Source organism: Psychromonas ingrahamii 37, from assembly GCF_000015285.1.
GTDB lineage: Bacteria > Pseudomonadota > Gammaproteobacteria > Enterobacterales > Psychromonadaceae > Psychromonas > Psychromonas ingrahamii.
This window is the reverse complement of record NC_008709.1, coordinates 929,420-947,106: the sequence shown is the minus strand read 5'-3', so window position 1 is coordinate 947,106 and position 17,687 is coordinate 929,420. Positions and strand designations below refer to the sequence as shown.

Genomic DNA, 17,687 nt, shown 5'->3' with positions numbered 1-17,687 from the left:
CAAAATCAAGGCCAGCCAGTGTGATACAGATTTAACCATTAAAATTAACCACCAAAATCATCAAGGGCGATATTTTCATCTTCAACACCTAAGTCTTTAAGCATTGCAATAACAGCCGCATTCATCACCGGTGGACCGCACATGTAATACTCACAGTCTTCTGGCGCTTCATGCTCTTTTAAGTAATTTTCCAACAATACATTATGAATAAAACCAGTGTAACCGTCCCAGTTGTCTTCTTTTTGCGGATCACTTAACGCCACATGCCACTCAAAATTCTTATTTTCAGCTGCGATACTGTCAAAATCTTCGACATAAAACATTTCTCGTCTCGAACGTGCGCCGTACCAGAAACTGACTTTACGCTTAGTTTTCAAACGACCGAACTGATCGAAAATATGTGAACGCATTGGCGCCATTCCAGCACCACCACCGATAAAGATCATTTCATTTTCGCTTTCTTTGGCAAAAAACTCACCAAATGGTCCGGAAATAGTCACTTTATCACCCTCTTTTAAGCTGAAAATGTACGATGACATTTTACCACAGGGTAATGACATATCTCTTGGCGGCGGTGTTGCGATACGCACATTAAGCATTATTATGCCGGCTTCCTCGGGATAGTTTGCCATTGAGTATGCGCGAATGGTTTCATCATCAACCTTTGATTCCAGCTTAAAGAAACCAAAATGCTCCCAGTCACCACGATATTCCTTTTCAATATCAAAATCACTGAATTTCACATGGTGTGCTGGAGCTTCAATCTGAATATAACCGCCCGCTTTAAAAGGAACAGTCTCTCCGTCAGGTATTTGTAATTTAAGCTCTTTGATAAAGGTTGCCTGATTATGATTAGAGATAACAGTACATTCCCATTTTTTTACACCAAAGATTTCTTCGGGTAATTCAATGTCCATGTTTTCTTTAACACTGACCTGACAAGCCAGACGCTCACCTTCTTTTGCCTCTAATTTATTAATATGATCTAATTCAGTGGGCAGGATATCTCCCCCACCTGATTTAATTTTAACGCGACACTGACCACATGTACCACCACCACCACAGGCAGAAGAGATAAAGATACCCGAATTTGCCAGAGCACCTAGCAGTTTCCCGCCAGCTTCAGTAATAACCGTTTTATCCGCATCATTATTAATAGATATTTCAATATCGCCTGAACTTACCAATTTTGCTTTAGCCGCCAAAATGATCACAACTAAGGCTAAAATAATAATGGTAAACATGGCTACGCCGAGAAATATTTCCATCGACTTTTTCCTTGTTTTAAGAGGGGCGAACCCCTCGATATGTTAAATAATTACAGTTGGATACCTGAGAAAGACATAAAGGCGATTGCCATTAGTCCTGCCGTTGTAAAGGTAATTCCCAATCCCCGCAATCCTGCTGGTACGTCTGAATATTTCATTTTTTCACGGATACCTGCTAATAAAACAATAGCCAACATCCAACCGACACCACTACCAACGCCATAGACAAGCGATTCCATCAAGTTATATTCGCGTTGTACCATGAAGAGTACACCACCCAAAATGGCACAGTTAACGGTAATAAGCGGCAGGTAAATACCAAGCGCCTGATACAAAGCCGGAAAGTATTTATCCAATACCATTTCCAGAATTTGTACTAATGCAGCGATCACGCCGATAAAGGTAATAAAACCTAAAAAGCTAAGATCAGCGGCTGGAAAACCGGCCCATGCCAGCGCACCAGGCGCAAGCAGATTAAAGTAGATAATCTGGTTAACCGGTACTGAAATACCCAGCACAACAATAACTGCTACGCCCAAGCCCATTGAGGTTTTCACTTTCTTAGAAACCGCAAGGAATGTACACATGCCTAAAAAGAAAGCCAGTGCCATATTTTCCATGAAAATAGAACGCACAAAGATACTAATATAATGTTCCATTTGACTTACTCCTTAGGCTCAACTTGGTCTGGTCTCATCGTCCGGACAGCCCAGATAATTCCACCAACAATAAAGAAAGCACTGGGTGCTAGTAGCAATAAACCATTACTTTGATACCAACCGCCATTCGACGTTAAGGGTAAAATGACGAAACCATATAAAGAACCGGAACCAAACAACTCACGGAAAGCGCCAACGAGAATAAGAATCACGCCATAACCTAGCCCATTTCCGACGCCATCCATAAAGCTTGCGATGGGTTTATTCTTCATCGCAAACGCTTCTGCTCGACCCATTACAATACAGTTAGTGATAATTAAACCAACATATACTGATAATTGCTTAGAGATCGAAAATGCGTATGCTCTCAAGAATTGGTCAACAACAATTACCAAAGACGCAATAATAGCCATCTGTACAATAATGCGGACACTATTGGGAATGTAATTACGAATAGTAGAGATAAAAAAGTTAGAAAATGCAGTTACAAAAAGCACGGCAACCGTCATTACAACGGCGTTTTCTAATTTACTTGTTACGGCTAATGCGGAGCAAATCCCTAAAATCTGTAAGGTAATCGGGTTATTGCTTATTATTGGCGAGGTTAAAACCGCTTTTATTTCATTAGATTTAGCCATTTGTTAGCGCTCCTTGGCGAAATTTTTTAAGAAATGGACCAAAGCCCTGCTCTCCGAACCAAAAAGTAAAAGTATTTTGAACACCAGCACTGGTTAATGTTGCCCCTGACAAAGCATCAATTTTATGCTTGGAATCGGGCGCAACTTCTCCTTTTACCACTTGAATCGCAGGGTTCCACTGAGCATCAAATAGCTCTTTTCCCGGCCAAAGTTTGACCCAGCGCGGATTTTCAACTTCCCCGCCTAATCCCGGCGTTTCACCCTGTTCATAATAAGTGATGCCAGCAATAGTATTACCGTCTGTTTCTACAGCAACAAAGGCATACATGGTTGACCATAAACCTGCACCATGGACAGGCAGAATAACACGCTGCAATTTACCCTGATTATCTGACACAAGGTAGACAGTGGCTAAATTAGCCCGGCGGCCAATGCTTGCAACATTCTCTTTTCCAGTGAGCTTGATACTGCGCTGCAGATCTTTTGATGCTTTACGTTGATCATAATTTTCAGGATCAACACCTTCAGCAAAATTTCCACTGTCTAAATCAACTAAACGCGTCACTATATTAGAAGAAAATATTTCTTTATTGGTTTTATCCGTTTGTAAGCCGGCGACAGCAAGAATATTGTTCTGTTTATCTTTCGCTTTATTTGCTAATTGCAAGTCGCGAAGACCAACAGCAGAGCCTGCAACAATGATTGAACAGACCAGACATACCGCCAGCACAACCCCGATCGTTTTACCGAATGATTCTTTATTAGACATTACGCGCTAACCTCCGTTTGATATTCCCTTGCACTACAAAATAATCGAATAGTGGAGCAAATAAATTGGCGAATAAAATTGCCAGCATAATACCTTCAGGGAAAGCTGGATTGACGACACGAATTAAAACTGTCATCAAACCTATCAATATGCCGTACAACCATTTACCTTTATTGGTAAAGGCGGCAGAAACCGGATCGGTTGCCATAAAGATCATACCAAAAGCAAAACCACCCAGAACAAGGTGCCAGTACCAAGGCATTGCAAACATTGGATTAGTATCACTACCGATAAAATTAAACAATGTTGAAACAGCAACCATACCGATCATTACACCGGTGATAATACGCCATGAAGCAATGCGGGTAATAACAATAAAGGCCCCGCCGATTAAAATCGCCAGCGTAGAGACTTCACCAATACTGCCCTGCATATTACCCATGAAGGCATCCATCCAGGTAAACCCTGATTCTATTACTGAGTCTAAACCACCCTGCGCGGCCATCCCTAAGGGTGTTGCACCAGAGAAACCGTCAACAGCAGTCCAAACCGAATCACCAGAAAGACTAGTCGGGTATGCAAAGTATAAAAAAGCACGGCCCGCCAGAGCGGGATTCATAAAGTTACGACCGGTTCCACCAAAGATTTCTTTCGCTACAACAACACCAAAGGTGATACCTAACGCCACTTCCCAAAGCGGAATAGTTGCAGGAAGAATCAAGGAAAAGAGGACCGATGTCACGAAGAAACCTTCGTTGACTTCGTGTTTACGAACACTTGCAAACAGGACTTCCCAGAAACCACCAACCAAAAAGGTGGTTGCATAAATGGGCAAAAAGTACATTGCACCATAAAGAAGGTTATCAAAAAAACCCGCGCCGGAGCCCATTGTGACCCCCAGCAGATTCAAAATAGCAACACGCCAATCGTCAAAGGCGGAAAATCCATCCACGATAGCTTCATTTGCCTGCACACCGGTATTGTACATCCCGAAAAACATGACCGGAAGAGTGGCTAGCCAGACAAAGATCATAATACGTTTCAGATCGATGCTATCGCGCACATGGGTAATGCCTTTAGTCACATGACCGGGGGTATAGAAAAAAGTGGCGACCGCTTCGTACAGCGCGTACCATTTTGCATGACGCCCTCCCGACTCAAAATGCGGTTCCATTTGTTCAATTATATGCTTCAGATTCATTATCAGCCTTCCTTCTCTATTTTGCTTAGGCTCGCACGCAACACAGAACCATAATCATATTTACCGGGGCAAACATAAGTACATAGTGCTAAATCCTCTTCATCTAACTCTAAACAGCCTAATGCCTGAGCTTCTTCAGTATCACCAACGATCAAGTCACGCAGCAAATTGGTCGGTAAAATATCCAGCGGCATAATGCGCTCATATTGACCGATCGGTACCATTGCACGCTTACTACCGCCTGTGGTGGTTGTAAAAGCAAAAGATTTTGCCCTATTGAACGCAGAGATAAAAGCATTAGAGACAGAATGTTTCTTACTACCGGGGACACCCCAACCAAATAACTCTTTCTCGTAACCTTCAGCTAACACAGAAATTTGATTATGGTAGCGTCCGAGGTATGCATGCGCAGCTGTTGCTGTCACACCGCATAAAACAGAACCCGAAATCACCCGTACTTCGTCATCAATTAATTCATTTTTAGTCAGCTGATTAATTGAGGCACCATAATGGGTACGTAATAAACGCGGTTTTTTCACCGCCGGGCCTGCAAGTGAAATTACTTTATTGGTATAAAGTTCACCTGTGGTAAATAACATACCAAAGGCAATAACATCCTGGTAGTTAATTGACCAAACCTGTTTAACAGCAGATACAGGATCAATAAAATGAATATGCGTTCCCGCTAAACCTGCCGGGTGAACACCAGAAAACAGCTTTTCTTCAACATTTACCGATTCAGATTTGGGCAGGTTAGTTTCACCCTTACAAACATAAACCTTGCCAGCTGTTAATTGTTCTAACAATGCTAAACCGTCAGTAAAAGCCTGCTTATTGGTATTAATAATTAATTCAGCATCAGCTGCCAATGGATTGGTATCCATTGCAGTCACAAAAATTGAAACCGGCTCGGCATCAACTGCAGGTATTTTACTGAAAGGGCGAGTACGCAGTGCCGTCCAGGCACCGGAATCGATTAAATTCTTAACGATTTCAGCACGGCCAACGTTTTTAAGTTCTGTACTTGTATATTTAGGAAAAGAGATACTTTCTTTGCCTTCTATAGCAATAACAACTGACTGCAAAACACGTTGTGCCCCACGATTAATTGCTTTCACTGTACCGGATGCTGGAGAGGTAAAATGCACACCGGAATTCCTTTTATCACTAAAAAGAATTTGACCCTTTTTGACGATATCGCCAACTTTAACTGCCATGAATGGACGCATTCCTACATACTCTTCACCCAGTATCGCAATTTCAGTGATGCTTGGTCCATCATGAATAACCTGTTCTGGTGTGCCGGCAATAGGGAGATCCAGTCCTTTTTTTATAGTAATCATATTCTCTTGCACTATGTATAAGGGATGGGATGTTAGTTGCCTTTCGGCATAAAAACATTACACGTTTCATGATTTTAAAAAAATAACGATCATTAAACGTGAAGACGGAAAAATTCTCGCATATAGTATCACTAGAGGGTAGGCGTTTGCCATCTCAAAGATGAGGTTAGATGCACTGAGTTCAAATTTTTTGTAAAAATATTTTACATAAAAATATTTTTTTTAACATTATTTAAACATTTTTAGATCAGTTTAAAGTAACGTCATTTATTAATAGACTCAAACAGCTTAAAGATGCTGACTTCGACATCTTCAGGTAATTTGGCTAACTGTTATTTACCGCCCCCTAAACAATTGGCAGAATCCGGCGATAGTTGTTTTTTTGCTTTCCACTGAATTGGCGTCATAGTATGCAAAGCAAGCGCATGCACCGGGCCCGCTAATTCATCTTTTAACAGGGCATTGATTAGACGATGACGAGCAATCAAGGGCATTCCTTCGAATTCTTCACTCACTAGCGTTACTTTAAAATGTGTTTCAGAATTAGCAGGTACAGAATGGCGATGACTTTCATTCTCTACCTGTAAAAATTCCAAGCTTATATTATCCCTGATTTTTTTTTCTATTATTGTTTGGACGTTCATATTGAATCTCCTTTTAGCTGTATATTAAAAACATTAATAAGATATATATTGAGAACGATAACAAAGAGAAGGTAAAAAGAGCAGATAATTTAGTAAGAGATTTTAATCCACTCTTTTTTTTGCAGGTGAAACCCGTCGACTACCACTATTTTGTTACCTATTTAGAATCACAAAAGTCTTTCCTTGCGCTTATTCTTAAAACTAAAGAGATCAAATTAAGGCATTGATTGCAGTAATACCGCAAGAGATTAAATCTGCATGGTAAAATGGTTATTTGGTAGCGTGCGCACCGCAAGCTACCAAAATCGGTGCGCAGAGCGCACCCTATAAACTACGAGCTACAACTTATTCGGGATCACAAAAGTCTTTCCTGGCGCTTATTCTTAAAAGCAAAGAGATCAAATCAAGGCATTGATTGCATTAATGCTACAAGAGATTAAATCGACATGGAAAGTTAATTAATGAAATGGGTATTATTATGTTCTCGGTAAGGTGCGCTATGCGCACCGCAAGCAGCGGCAATCGGTGCGCAGAGCGCACCCTACGAACTGCCAAGAAGAAACTATTTTATGATTTTCGTCAAGTGACCGCCCCTTAGACCTAAATTACAGGAAGATGCAGGTTAATATTCAAGTAGTTTGGGTCTGCATTTACCTTTATGGGCTTAATAAATAAACAACAATCCTTTACCATAGGCTATAATTCTGGCATTATGCGCCGATTGAAATTAGCTCTATATAAAATACAAAGGATCCATCGCCAATGGCAAAAGAAGATAGTATTGAAATGCAAGGCACAATTATAGACACCTTGCCTAACACAATGTTCCGTGTAGAGTTAGAAAACGGACATATTGTTACAGCGCATATCTCAGGTAAAATGCGTAAAAACTACATCCGTATTCTGACTGGCGATAAGGTAACAGTTCAACTTACTCCTTACGATTTATCTAAAGGTCGTATTGTATTCCGTGCTCGTTAATATGTTACCTTTTTCAGTAGACAGTTTTTATTTACTGCAAAAAATAAAAAAACCAGCTTTAAGCTGGTTTTTTGTTTTTTGCAGTAAATATTATGTTAGCGCGAGGGTTTGTGCATAACTGAAACTAATGTCCTGACCATCTTTATCTAACGAGACAGTCACGCTTCCACCCTGTTGCAGTTCACCAAATAAAATCTCATTGGCTAATGGTTTTTTCAACTTTTCTTGGATCAAACGCCCCATCGGCCGTGCTCCCATCGTCCTATCATAACCATGATCCGCTATCCATTTTCTAGCACTGTCGCTGACTTCCAATGAAATCTGCTTTTTATCAAGCTGTGCTTGTAACTGCACAATAAATTTATCGACCACTTGATAAATGATCTCTATTTCAAGATGGTTAAACCAAATAATATTATCAAGACGATTTCTAAATTCAGGTGAAAATAATTTATTTATTTCATCCGTCGCTTTGTGCGAATCTTTTTGATCTTTAAACCCGATGCTCTGTTTAGCGGTTTCTCGCGCGCCGGCATTGGTTGTCATCACTAAAATAATATTCCTAAAGTCAGCTTTACGACCATTACTGTCGGTTAACGTCCCGTGATCCATGACTTGTAGTAATATATTGAATATATCACTGTGTGCTTTTTCTATTTCATCGAGCAACAATACTGCATAAGGGTGTTTAACAACCGCATCGGTTAATAACCCCGCCTGTTCATAACCAACATAACCAGGAGGTGCTCCTAACAGGCGCGAAACCGTATGCTTTTCCATGTATTCTGACATATCGAAACGTAAAAGTTCTATTCCCATAGCCTTAGCAAGTTGTTGTGTCACTTCAGTTTTACCGACACCCGTAGGACCTGCAAACAGAAATGAGCCTATTGGTTTTGACTCATCGGATAATCCGGAGCGATTTAAATGAATGGCATCGGTTAATACATCAATCGCCTGATTTTGACCAAACACCGTCATTTTCAAACGTTCTGGTAATTTAGCTAATTGTTCTTTTGCCGAACTGGACACTGATTGTTCCGGAATGCGTGCAATTTTGGCAATCACGCTTTCAATGTCAGTTACACCCACTGTTTTTTTACGTTTACCGGCGGGTAATAAACGCATTTGCGCCCCAGCCTCATCAATTACATCAATGGCTTTATCCGGGAGATGGCGATCATTAATATATTTCGCACTGAGTTCTGCAGCGGCCATCAGCGCTTCATTAGTATAGAGAATATGATGATGTTTCTCGTAACGGGATCTTAATCCGAGTAATATTTGCGCCGTTTCTTGAATAGTAGGCTCGAGTACATCAATTTTTTGAAAACGCCGTGATAATGCATGTTCTTTTTCAAAAATTTGCCCAAACTCTTTATACGTTGTTGATCCCATACAACGAAGTTTGCCACCACTAAGTAAAGGTTTTAACAAATTTGCGGCATCAAGTTGTCCGCCCGTTGCAGCACCGGCACCTATAATAGTATGAATTTCATCGATAAATAAAATAGCCCCTTCCTGGGACTCAAGTTGTGCTAATACTGTTTTAAAACGCAACTCAAACTCGCCCCGGTATTTTGTACCTGCGAGCAAGGCGCCCATGTCTAACGAATAAACAATATTATCGGCAATAACTTCCGGTACCTTTTCATGCACAATGCGGTAAGCGAGTCCTTCAGCAATGGCGGTTTTCCCAACCCCTGCTTCCCCAACCAATAATGGGTTGTTTTTACGGCGGCGGCATAACACTTGTATACAACGTTCAAGCTCTTTATCTCGACCTATTAACGGATCAATTTCCCCCGCTTCAACTTGTTTATTTAAGTTAATCGTATAGGCCATCTTCTCCGGATCTTGCTCTTTTGTATCACCCTGTTCTTCTGCGCGGAAAATAGGAATAATAGACTCCGCGGCGTTAGTGATTCCGTGTGACAGATAATTAACAACATCTAAACGGGACAGGTGGGCTTTTTTTAAAAGATAAACAGCTTGAGATTCTTGTTCACTAAAAATAGCCACTAATACACTGCCAGCTGAAACTTCCTTCGATCCGGAAGATTGCACATGAAAAATAGCCCGCTGCAAGACACGCTCAAAAGCGATGGTTGGCTGAATTTCAACCTCCTGAGTATGCACTTCGGGTATCGCAGGGCTTTTTTCTAAAAACGTAATAATCTCTAAATGCAAAGAGACAATATCCACCGAGCAAGCGGTAAATAAATTTTTAATTTCGTCATTTTCTAATAATGCTAATAATAAATGCTCAACCGTCATAAATTCATGCGATTTTTCAAAGGCAATACGAAAAGCCAAATCTAAACTGTTTTCCAACGCTTTGTCCAACATATAAAGCCCCTTAGGAGTTAATAACAAAAAATCAGAGTCTTATTAACAACTTAAAACTACTAATAATACAGATCACTTAACTTTCTTTTTCCATAGAGCAACGTAACGGGTGCTCATTTTGTCTTGCATAATTCATCACTTGCATCACTTTCGTTTCGGCAATTTCTGCACTAAAAGTACCACAAATACCAACTTCTTTATAATGAACATTAAGCATCACTTCAGTTGCTTTTTGATTATCTAATCGGAAAAATTGTTGCAACACATCAATAACAAAATCCATCGGTGTATAATCATCATTGTGTAGCAACACATTGTACATCGAAGGAGGTCGCAATTTTGTTTCAACCTTTTCGATTGTGTCAGATTTATTCACTGTTTTTGGAGCCTTTTTATCACTCATCTTTAAGTCTAGTCTTATTTAATGAAGTTACGAAAAATTCGCTAGCGGCCCGAAGGCCAATCAGAACCTTAGATTAATCTTTACTTAATGGATGTGCAAATCGAGAGTCAAAATATAAGAGCATGCGCTGAAATAGTGGCTAATTTGACTAAGATGTTGCTTATTACAGGACTACTCACGTATCTATTGTATTGACATCCTCCCCCAGGTGTTTTGTCAGGGAGTGAATTGAACTACAGTTCAATATTATGAACGGGTTAAGCTCTGCGCGCCTAAAAATGCGATGTCGGTTTTTTTTCTGCTCGTAGGGTATGCTTCAGCAGTGATTACCACTGTTTGCGGTTCATAGAATGCACCTTACCGATAACTATTCAGCTCAAAAGCCCAAAGCTCGAAGCCCGAAGGGTGAGCTTTATCTATTAAAGTAATAAATCACTTGATTTGAACTGCCTCGCCATTTTAATGACGGGTCGGCTAACGCCTGTTCAAATTTACCATCAATAAAAACATCGACAAAAGCAATAATCTCTTTCTGTTTAGGACTTAACGCCGCCATTTTATAACCGGACCAAAGCCAAATATCTTTTCCTTCACACTCGGTTTTAACTCTTTTAACCAGCTTGAGAATAGCGAATAAATTGGCTGGATAAAGAGAATCCCCGCCTGACAGAGAGAGACCTTTCCTGCGAATCCGTGGATCATTAAGATCATCAATGATGGCCTTTTCAAGCGCCTCGGTAAAAAAATGTCCCGCATCGCTACGCCATGTTTTTTGATTGTAGCAGCCGCGACATTGATGCTCGCAGCCACTGACAAACAAGGTACAGCGCGTGCCAGTACCATTAACCACATCAACTTGATGATAAGCACTGTAATACATTATAAGTGTTTCACACGGCGTTTAACTTCTTCTTGTTTACCCGTATTAAAGGGCCGAGTGTCCGGGCTGCCTAAATAACCACAGACTCGGCGAATAACAGATATGCTGGCACTGTCATGATTACCGCATTTAGGACAGGCAAAACCTTTACTGGTACAGTTAAACTCGCCACTAAAACCACAGTCATAACATTCATCAATGGGGGTATTAGTCCCATAATAAGGGACTCGCTGATAGGAATAATCCCAAACATTCTCCAGCGCTTCTAAATTGTGCTGCATATTTGGATATTCGCTATAACAAATAAACCCGCCATTGGCGATTTTTGGATAATCCATTTCAAAATCTAATTTATCAAATGGATTAACTTTTTTCTCAACATCTAAGTGGAAGCTGTTGGTATAGTATCCCTTGTCAGTCACTCCTTTTTTAATACCATAAATCTTAGTATCCAGTTTGCAGAATCGAGTACATAAATTTTCACTCGGCGTGCTGTATAAAGAGAAGCCCCAGCCAGACTCTTCCTTCCAGGCATCAACGGCATCCCTTAATTTTTGTACAATTGCCAAACCTTTTTGACGCAATTCGGCACTATCATAAATATCTTTTGTATTATAAAGCGCATTAATCGTTTCATGGATGCCAATGTAACCCAATGAAATAGAAGCACGACCCTGTTTAAAAATATTCAAAATATCATCATCCGCTTTTAAGCGTATACCACATGCCCCTTCCATATAAAGGATTGGCGCAACCCGGGCCTTGACACCACGAAGTCTCTCTATGCGCGTATCAAGCGCTTTACGGCATAACTGTAAGCGCTGCTCAAGGAGATCAAAGAAGACAATTTCATCGCCTTTTGCTGCCATGGCAATACGCGGCAGATTAATACTTACGACACCAAGATTATTACGGCCTTCATGTATTTCTTTGCCATTTTCCTGATAAGGCCCCAGGAATGAACGACAGCCCATAGGCGCTTTAAATGAGCCCGTCACTGCAACTATCTGCTCATAATTTAATATGTCCGGGTACATGCGTTTTGAAGCACACTCTAAAGCCAGCTGTTTGATATCATAGTTTGGATCGCCTTTCTTATGATTCACGCCGTCTTTAATGCTAAACACTAATTTAGGGAAAATAGCGGTCTTTTTACTTTTACCTAACCCCGCCAGGCGGTTCTTTAATATCGCTTTTTGAATTAATCGTTCTTCCCATGACGTGCCAAGGCCAAAACCAATGCTCAAAAACGGTGTCTGCCCGTTACTCGAAAACAAAGTGTTAATTTCATACTCAAGTGACTGAAAAGCATCAAAACATTCTTTTTCTGTGCGCGATTTTGCAAAAGCTTCAGGCGCCGAAATTTGCCACTCCTCAGCTACTTTTAAATGTTTGCAGTAACTTGCTGTTACGTAGGAAGCCAGCACCTGATCAAGGCGATTCAGTGTTGTGCCGCCATAGGTATGACTTGCTACCTGAGCCACGATTTGGGCTGTCACTGCCGTTGCTGTTTGAATTGATTTAGGGGTGTCAATTTCAGCATTACCCATGCGAAAACCTTGGTTTAACATATTATTTAAATCAACAATCATACAGTTAAACATTGGAAAAAAGGGAGCGTAATCTAAATCGTGATAATGAATATCACCCTCGTCATGCGCTTTAACGATGTCACGCGGTAACATATGATTTCGTGCATAATGTCTGGACACAATACCCGCGAGCAGATCACGTTGTGTTGGAATCACTTTACTGTCTTTATTGGCATTTTCATTCAGTAAATCCGCATTGCTTTGTTCAACAAGCCCCTGAATCTCATTATTCAGTAAACTTTTCTTTTCACGCTCAATATCTCTGTCATGTCTGTATTCAATGTATGCTCGCGCAACGCTAGGATCTCTATCCATTAACTCAGACTCAACCATGTGTTGAATTGCTTGAATGCTGACTTCTTTAGCATCTGCCAGTAAATATTCCACTTTTTTGGATATTTCGCTACCAAGATTGGGTTTCTGTACACCTGATTGTTCAACAGCGGCATTGACAGCATTAGCAATAAAAACAGATTTAAAGACAGCTTTAGCACCATCACGCTTTATTACGATTTTTGTCATTTAAAATGTTCCTTTTACAGTCATTAACTTTTTTATATCTTTTGTATCGCTTCAATATAGCTTCAATATAGCTTCAATATGAAAACAGCACTCAATGCTAAAAACTCACCTTTTTCACATCTATTTAAATACCGTTTACGCTGATCAGCAAGTGAGCTATCATGACGATATTTAATATAAATACGTGTTCCACTTTTCATTAAGTATTCTTTTACTGCATTCTGAATATCAACTTCTAGCAGGCTATTAAGTTTGCCTTTGACCTCCTGCGCAATCGTTAATACGTCTACACTTTTACACTGTGCAGCAGCAGAGATTTTCAATATTGCTTGCGCAATATGCTAGGTATTAAAGAGGGCTTGATGCTTGCTAACAACAGCTTTCGTAAAGCAGCAAAAACACAACATCTAGTGGACATGGACTATACATAGCACTATATATGTACATCTTGATATGAATCAATTTTAGCTTAGGGTGGTTATTAAGTGTCTAAAAATATATAATACCGCCAGAAAACATCATAAAAGAATCAGTTTTCTGAATTTTATGAAAATTATCCTGCTTGGCGATAATAATATTCAGGGAGTCAGTAAAAAACTTCCTGAGCTTTTTACCTTTTACACTGATCATTTGCGCTTTTATTGTTATCATACTGGCCTGTTAGAGCCCGCTAAATACACCTATAAAGGTAGTGGAATTAAATTCTTATGAGCGATTATTTTTTACTGTTTATTGGTACTGTGTTAGTTAATAACTTCGTACTGGTCAAATTTTTAGGCTTATGCCCGTTTATGGGTGTTTCTAATAAAATAGAAACAGCTGTTGGCATGTCATTTGCCACAACCTTTGTTTTAACCTTAACCGCTGCGGTTTCATATATTGTCAATAAATATATTTTATTACCCTTAGATCTGGTTTATTTACAAACAATTGGTTTTATTTTGGTGATTGCTGTTGTTGTACAGTTCACGGAAATGGTAATGCACAAAACGAGTCCCACCTTATATCGATTGTTAGGGATCTTTTTACCACTGATAACCACTAACTGCGCGATTTTAGGGTTAGCATTACTGAATATTAATGAAGATCACGATTTTGTTGAGTCCATTATTTACGGATTTAGTGCCGGGGTTGGTTTTTCATTAGTCTTAGTGGTTTTTTCCTCCATGCGTGAACGCTTAGCAGCTTCAGATATACCTTTGCCCTTCAAAGGAGGATCAATCGCGATGATCACCGCAGGATTAATGTCTCTTGCCTTTATGGGCTTCACCGGCCTTATTAAGTAGTGGAATAATTATAAAATGATACTCAGTATAACGATAGCGATTGTAACCTTTGCCGTTTTAGGCATTATTTTTGGATCTTTATTAGGCTACTCGTCAATCCGCTTTAAAGTAAAAACAGATCCTATTGTTGAAGAATTGGATGCTATTTTACCGCAAACCCAATGTGGTCAATGCGGTTATCCCGGCTGTAAACCCTATGCACAAGCGATTGCCAACGGTGATGATATTAATAAATGTCCTCCTGGGGGCGACGCCGTTATGCGCCAACTTGCAGAACGCATGGGTGTCGAACCAAAAGGGCTAGAAACTGAGGAAAAACCGAAATTAGTCGCCTTTATTCGCGAAGATGAATGTATCGGCTGTACAAAATGTATTCAGGCTTGTCCGGTTGATGCCATTTTAGGTGCAACAAGACAAATGCATACGGTGATCACTGATGAGTGCACCGGCTGTGAGCTTTGTGTTGAGCCCTGCCCAACCGATTGTATTGATATGCTTCCAATTGCATTGACCACCCAGAATTGGCAATGGGAATTGAACCGTATACCAACAAAAACCACAACTGAGTAGTAACATGACGACAAAAGCAATAAACCTTCTCAGTGATGCTCAGCTCGCACAAGTTTCATCTGGAAAGCAGTGGTCTTTCCATGGCGGTATTCATCCGGCAGAGAATAAACAAAGTAGCCAAATTGCCATTACTGATGCGGGTATCCCCCCGTATTTAGTTATTTCCATTGATCACAAAGGTTATATTCCTGAATTATTGGTTAAAGTAGGAGACCCTGTCTTAAAGGGTCAGGCATTAACCAAAGTTTATGGAGCGATGGTTGTACAACATGCAAGCAGTTCAGGATTTGTTTACGCAATAGAGAAACGTACCGACCTCCACCCTTCAGGCTTAGCGGTATTATCCATTGTTATTGAAACCGATGGCTTAGACAGAAGTATTGCTTATAAAAAACCACAGGATTATCAAACTCAACCTGCAGCCCTGCTGATCGATTTAATTCAACAATCAGGTATTATCGGAATGGGCGGGGGCGGTTTTCCAAGTCATTTAAAGTTAAGCAATGCACATAATGTTAAACTATTGATTATTAACGCCATTGAATGTGAGCCCTATATCACTGCAGATGACCGATTAATGCAGGAGCATGCTGATCAACTCATTACCGGGATTGAAATCTTACAGCATATTCTAAAACCAACATTAACCATCTTCGCCATTGAAGATAACAAACCGCAAGCCATTGCCGCTATTAATCTAGCGATTAAGCAAGCACCTGAATCGCTGCAGAAAAACTTGAGAGTTAGCATTATCGCAACCCGTTATCCATCAGGTGGTGAAAAACAATTAATTGAAATGATTACCGGACAACAGATCCCCCTTGGTCAACATCCAACTGCTCTGGGTATTGTAATGTACAACGTCGGTACTGTGTTTGCAGTCAAAGAGGCCATTATTGACGGCAAGCCCCTTATCTCGCGCATTGTCACCTTAACAGGTGACGCATTTAAAAAGAAAGGTAATGCTAATGTCAGGATTGGCACACCCATTCAGTACCTGCTAGAGCAGTACGGACTGGAAAAAAAACATGTGCAAAAACTGCTTATTGGGGGTCCTATGATGGGGTTTACTATTACTCATACTGATATTCCAGTGAGTAAAAGCTGTAACTGCATTCTGGTGCCAACGCCTGAAGAAATGCCGGAGCCTCCCGCAGAAATGCCCTGTATCCGTTGTGGTGAGTGTTCAGACGTTTGCCCGGCGGTATTATTACCCCAGCAACTTTTATGGTATTCCAAAAGCCAGGATCATGAAAAATTAGATGAGTATAACCTGCCATCCTGTATTGAATGTGGGGCTTGTGCCTTTGTTTGCCCAAGTAATATTCCACTGGTTGAATATTACAGGGTAGCAAAAGCTGAAATTAGAAATGCCCGGCAGGAAGCTCAAAAAGCTGAAACAGCACGAATTCGTCATGAAAATAGAGCCGTCCGATTAGAACAAGCGAAATTAGAACGCCAGGCTAAGCATCAGGCAGCAGCAGAAAAGCGCAAACAACAGTCAAAAGAAAAAAATGGCGGGCAAGACTTAATTGCAGCCGCACTTGAACGCGCCAAAGCTAAAAAACAGCGCTTAGCCGACACAGCACAGATACCCGAAAGTGAAAGTGAAAGTGAAAATGAAACTAAACCTGCAGATAATAAAAAAGACGCGGTAGCCGCCGCTATTGCACGTGCTAAAGCCAAAAAACAGGCAACAACAGAAACAACGCAGACACCCGAAAGTGAAAGTGAAACTAAACCTGCAGATAATAAAAAAGACGCAGTAGCCGCTGCTATTGCACGTGCTAAAGCCAAAAAACAGGCGGCAGCAGAAACAACGCAGACACCCGAAAGTGAAAGTGAAACTAAACCTGCAGATAATAAAAAAGACGCAGTAGGCGCTGCTATTGCACGTGCTAAAGCCAAAAAACAGGCCGCAGCAGAAACAACCCAGACACCTGAAAGTGAAAGTGAACCAGCAGATAATAAAAAAGATGCCGTCGCCGCCGCTATTGCACGTGCTAAAGCCAAAAAACAGGCGGCAGCAGAAACAACGCAGACAACTGAGGGTGAAAGTAAACAGGCCGCAGAAAAAGCCACACAGGAACCCGAAGGTGACGTTACAGAATCCGATAACAAAAAAAATGCCGTAGCCACTGCTATTGCACGCGCTAAAGCTAAGAAAAAGGCTGCGGCAGAAACCACGCAGGAACCAGAAGGTGACGTTACAGCAGCAGATAACAAAAAAGATGCCGTAGCCACTGCTATTGCACGCGCTAAAGCTAAGAAAAAGGCCGCGGCAGAAACCACGCAGGAACCAGAAGGTGACGTTACAGCAGCAGATAACAAAAAACAGGCGGCGCAAACAGTGCACCAAACAAGTGAGCAGCTGCCGGATAACAGTGAAGCAATACAAGCCCGTAAACTGCGCAAAGAGCAAGTGCGCTTACATAAACAGGAACTAGACAGTCATCAATCAATAACGCCCCAGGAGACCGCCAATAAAAAAAGCAGTCTGCCAGCGGATGACCGAAAAGCAAAAATAGCCGCCGCAATTGCTAAAGCAAAAGCACAAAAAACAGCGCACAAGGATTAATATA

The 17,687-nt window shown here is 40.8% G+C and carries 16 protein-coding genes; 4 read left to right on the top strand and 12 right to left on the bottom strand.

Annotation, left to right across the window (positions count from 1 at the left end; genetic code table 11):
• Positions 1–44: 44 nt before the first annotated feature.
• From nqrF to PING_RS03925, 7 genes are all read right to left on the bottom strand, one after another.
• On the bottom strand, positions 45–1,268 hold the full coding sequence (nqrF, locus tag PING_RS03955) for an NADH:ubiquinone reductase (Na(+)-transporting) subunit F (protein ID WP_011769162.1): 1,224 nt from the start codon (positions 1,266–1,268) through the stop codon (positions 45–47).
• 50 nt (positions 1,269–1,318) lie between these two features.
• Complete coding sequence (gene nqrE / locus PING_RS03950; RefSeq protein WP_011769161.1) at positions 1,319–1,927, bottom strand: NADH:ubiquinone reductase (Na(+)-transporting) subunit E; 609 nt, start codon at positions 1,925–1,927, stop codon at positions 1,319–1,321.
• A gap of 5 nt (positions 1,928–1,932) precedes the next feature.
• Entirely contained in the window at positions 1,933–2,565 is a 633-nt protein-coding gene (locus PING_RS03945; protein WP_011769160.1) for an NADH:ubiquinone reductase (Na(+)-transporting) subunit D, read from the bottom strand.
• Entirely contained in the window at positions 2,558–3,334 is a 777-nt protein-coding gene (locus tag PING_RS03940) for a Na(+)-translocating NADH-quinone reductase subunit C (RefSeq protein WP_011769159.1), read from the bottom strand. The genes PING_RS03945 and PING_RS03940 overlap by 8 nt, the downstream gene beginning before the upstream one ends.
• Positions 3,327–4,535 (bottom strand): NADH:ubiquinone reductase (Na(+)-transporting) subunit B, encoded by a 1,209-nt coding sequence (locus PING_RS03935; RefSeq protein WP_011769158.1) that lies wholly within the window; start codon positions 4,533–4,535, stop codon positions 3,327–3,329. The genes PING_RS03940 and PING_RS03935 overlap by 8 nt, the downstream gene beginning before the upstream one ends.
• Before the next feature lie 2 nt (positions 4,536–4,537).
• Complete coding sequence (locus PING_RS03930) at positions 4,538–5,878, bottom strand: Na(+)-translocating NADH-quinone reductase subunit A (RefSeq protein WP_011769157.1); 1,341 nt, start codon at positions 5,876–5,878, stop codon at positions 4,538–4,540.
• Between the two features lie 332 nt (positions 5,879–6,210).
• Positions 6,211–6,522, bottom strand: coding sequence for a BolA family protein (locus PING_RS03925; protein ID WP_011769156.1), 312 nt, complete (start codon positions 6,520–6,522; stop codon positions 6,211–6,213).
• A 762-nt stretch (positions 6,523–7,284) separates the two neighbouring features.
• On the opposite strand from PING_RS03925, the gene infA reads away from it, so the two are divergent.
• On the top strand, positions 7,285–7,503 hold the full coding sequence (gene infA, locus PING_RS03920; protein ID WP_011769155.1) for a translation initiation factor IF-1: 219 nt from the start codon (positions 7,285–7,287) through the stop codon (positions 7,501–7,503).
• Positions 7,504–7,593: 90 nt separating this feature from the next.
• Here the strand turns inward: infA and clpA are convergent, their stop codons facing one another.
• From clpA to PING_RS03895, 5 genes are all read right to left on the bottom strand, one after another.
• Entirely contained in the window at positions 7,594–9,852 is a 2,259-nt protein-coding gene (gene clpA, locus PING_RS03915; protein ID WP_011769154.1) for an ATP-dependent Clp protease ATP-binding subunit ClpA, read from the bottom strand.
• Positions 9,853–9,928: 76 nt separating this feature from the next.
• Complete coding sequence (gene clpS / locus PING_RS03910) at positions 9,929–10,255, bottom strand: ATP-dependent Clp protease adapter ClpS (RefSeq protein ID WP_011769153.1); 327 nt, start codon at positions 10,253–10,255, stop codon at positions 9,929–9,931.
• A gap of 412 nt (positions 10,256–10,667) precedes the next feature.
• Entirely contained in the window at positions 10,668–11,135 is a 468-nt protein-coding gene (gene nrdG / locus PING_RS03905; protein ID WP_011769152.1) for an anaerobic ribonucleoside-triphosphate reductase-activating protein, read from the bottom strand.
• The gene (nrdD, locus tag PING_RS03900) at positions 11,135–13,249 is read right to left on the bottom strand and encodes an anaerobic ribonucleoside-triphosphate reductase (RefSeq protein ID WP_011769151.1); all 2,115 of its coding nucleotides are present in this window, start codon (positions 13,247–13,249) and stop codon (positions 11,135–11,137) included. The genes nrdG and nrdD overlap by 1 nt, the downstream gene beginning before the upstream one ends.
• Positions 13,250–13,311: 62 nt before the next feature.
• Positions 13,312–13,572, bottom strand: a complete 261-nt coding sequence (locus PING_RS03895) for a hypothetical protein (protein ID WP_011769150.1) — start codon at positions 13,570–13,572, stop codon at positions 13,312–13,314.
• A 384-nt stretch (positions 13,573–13,956) separates the two neighbouring features.
• On the opposite strand from PING_RS03895, the gene rsxA reads away from it, so the two are divergent.
• From rsxA to rsxC, 3 genes are read left to right on the top strand one after another with little or no spacing between them, the layout of a single operon-like run.
• Positions 13,957–14,535: an electron transport complex subunit RsxA gene (rsxA, locus tag PING_RS03890; RefSeq protein WP_011769149.1), complete on the top strand. Its 579-nt coding sequence runs from the start codon at positions 13,957–13,959 to the stop codon at positions 14,533–14,535.
• A gap of 15 nt (positions 14,536–14,550) precedes the next feature.
• The gene (rsxB, locus tag PING_RS03885) at positions 14,551–15,105 is read left to right on the top strand and encodes an electron transport complex subunit RsxB (RefSeq protein ID WP_011769148.1); all 555 of its coding nucleotides are present in this window, start codon (positions 14,551–14,553) and stop codon (positions 15,103–15,105) included.
• Positions 15,106–15,109: 4 nt separating this feature from the next.
• On the top strand, positions 15,110–17,683 hold the full coding sequence (gene rsxC, locus PING_RS03880; RefSeq protein WP_011769147.1) for an electron transport complex subunit RsxC: 2,574 nt from the start codon (positions 15,110–15,112) through the stop codon (positions 17,681–17,683).
• The last annotated feature ends 4 nt before the right edge of the window (positions 17,684–17,687 follow it).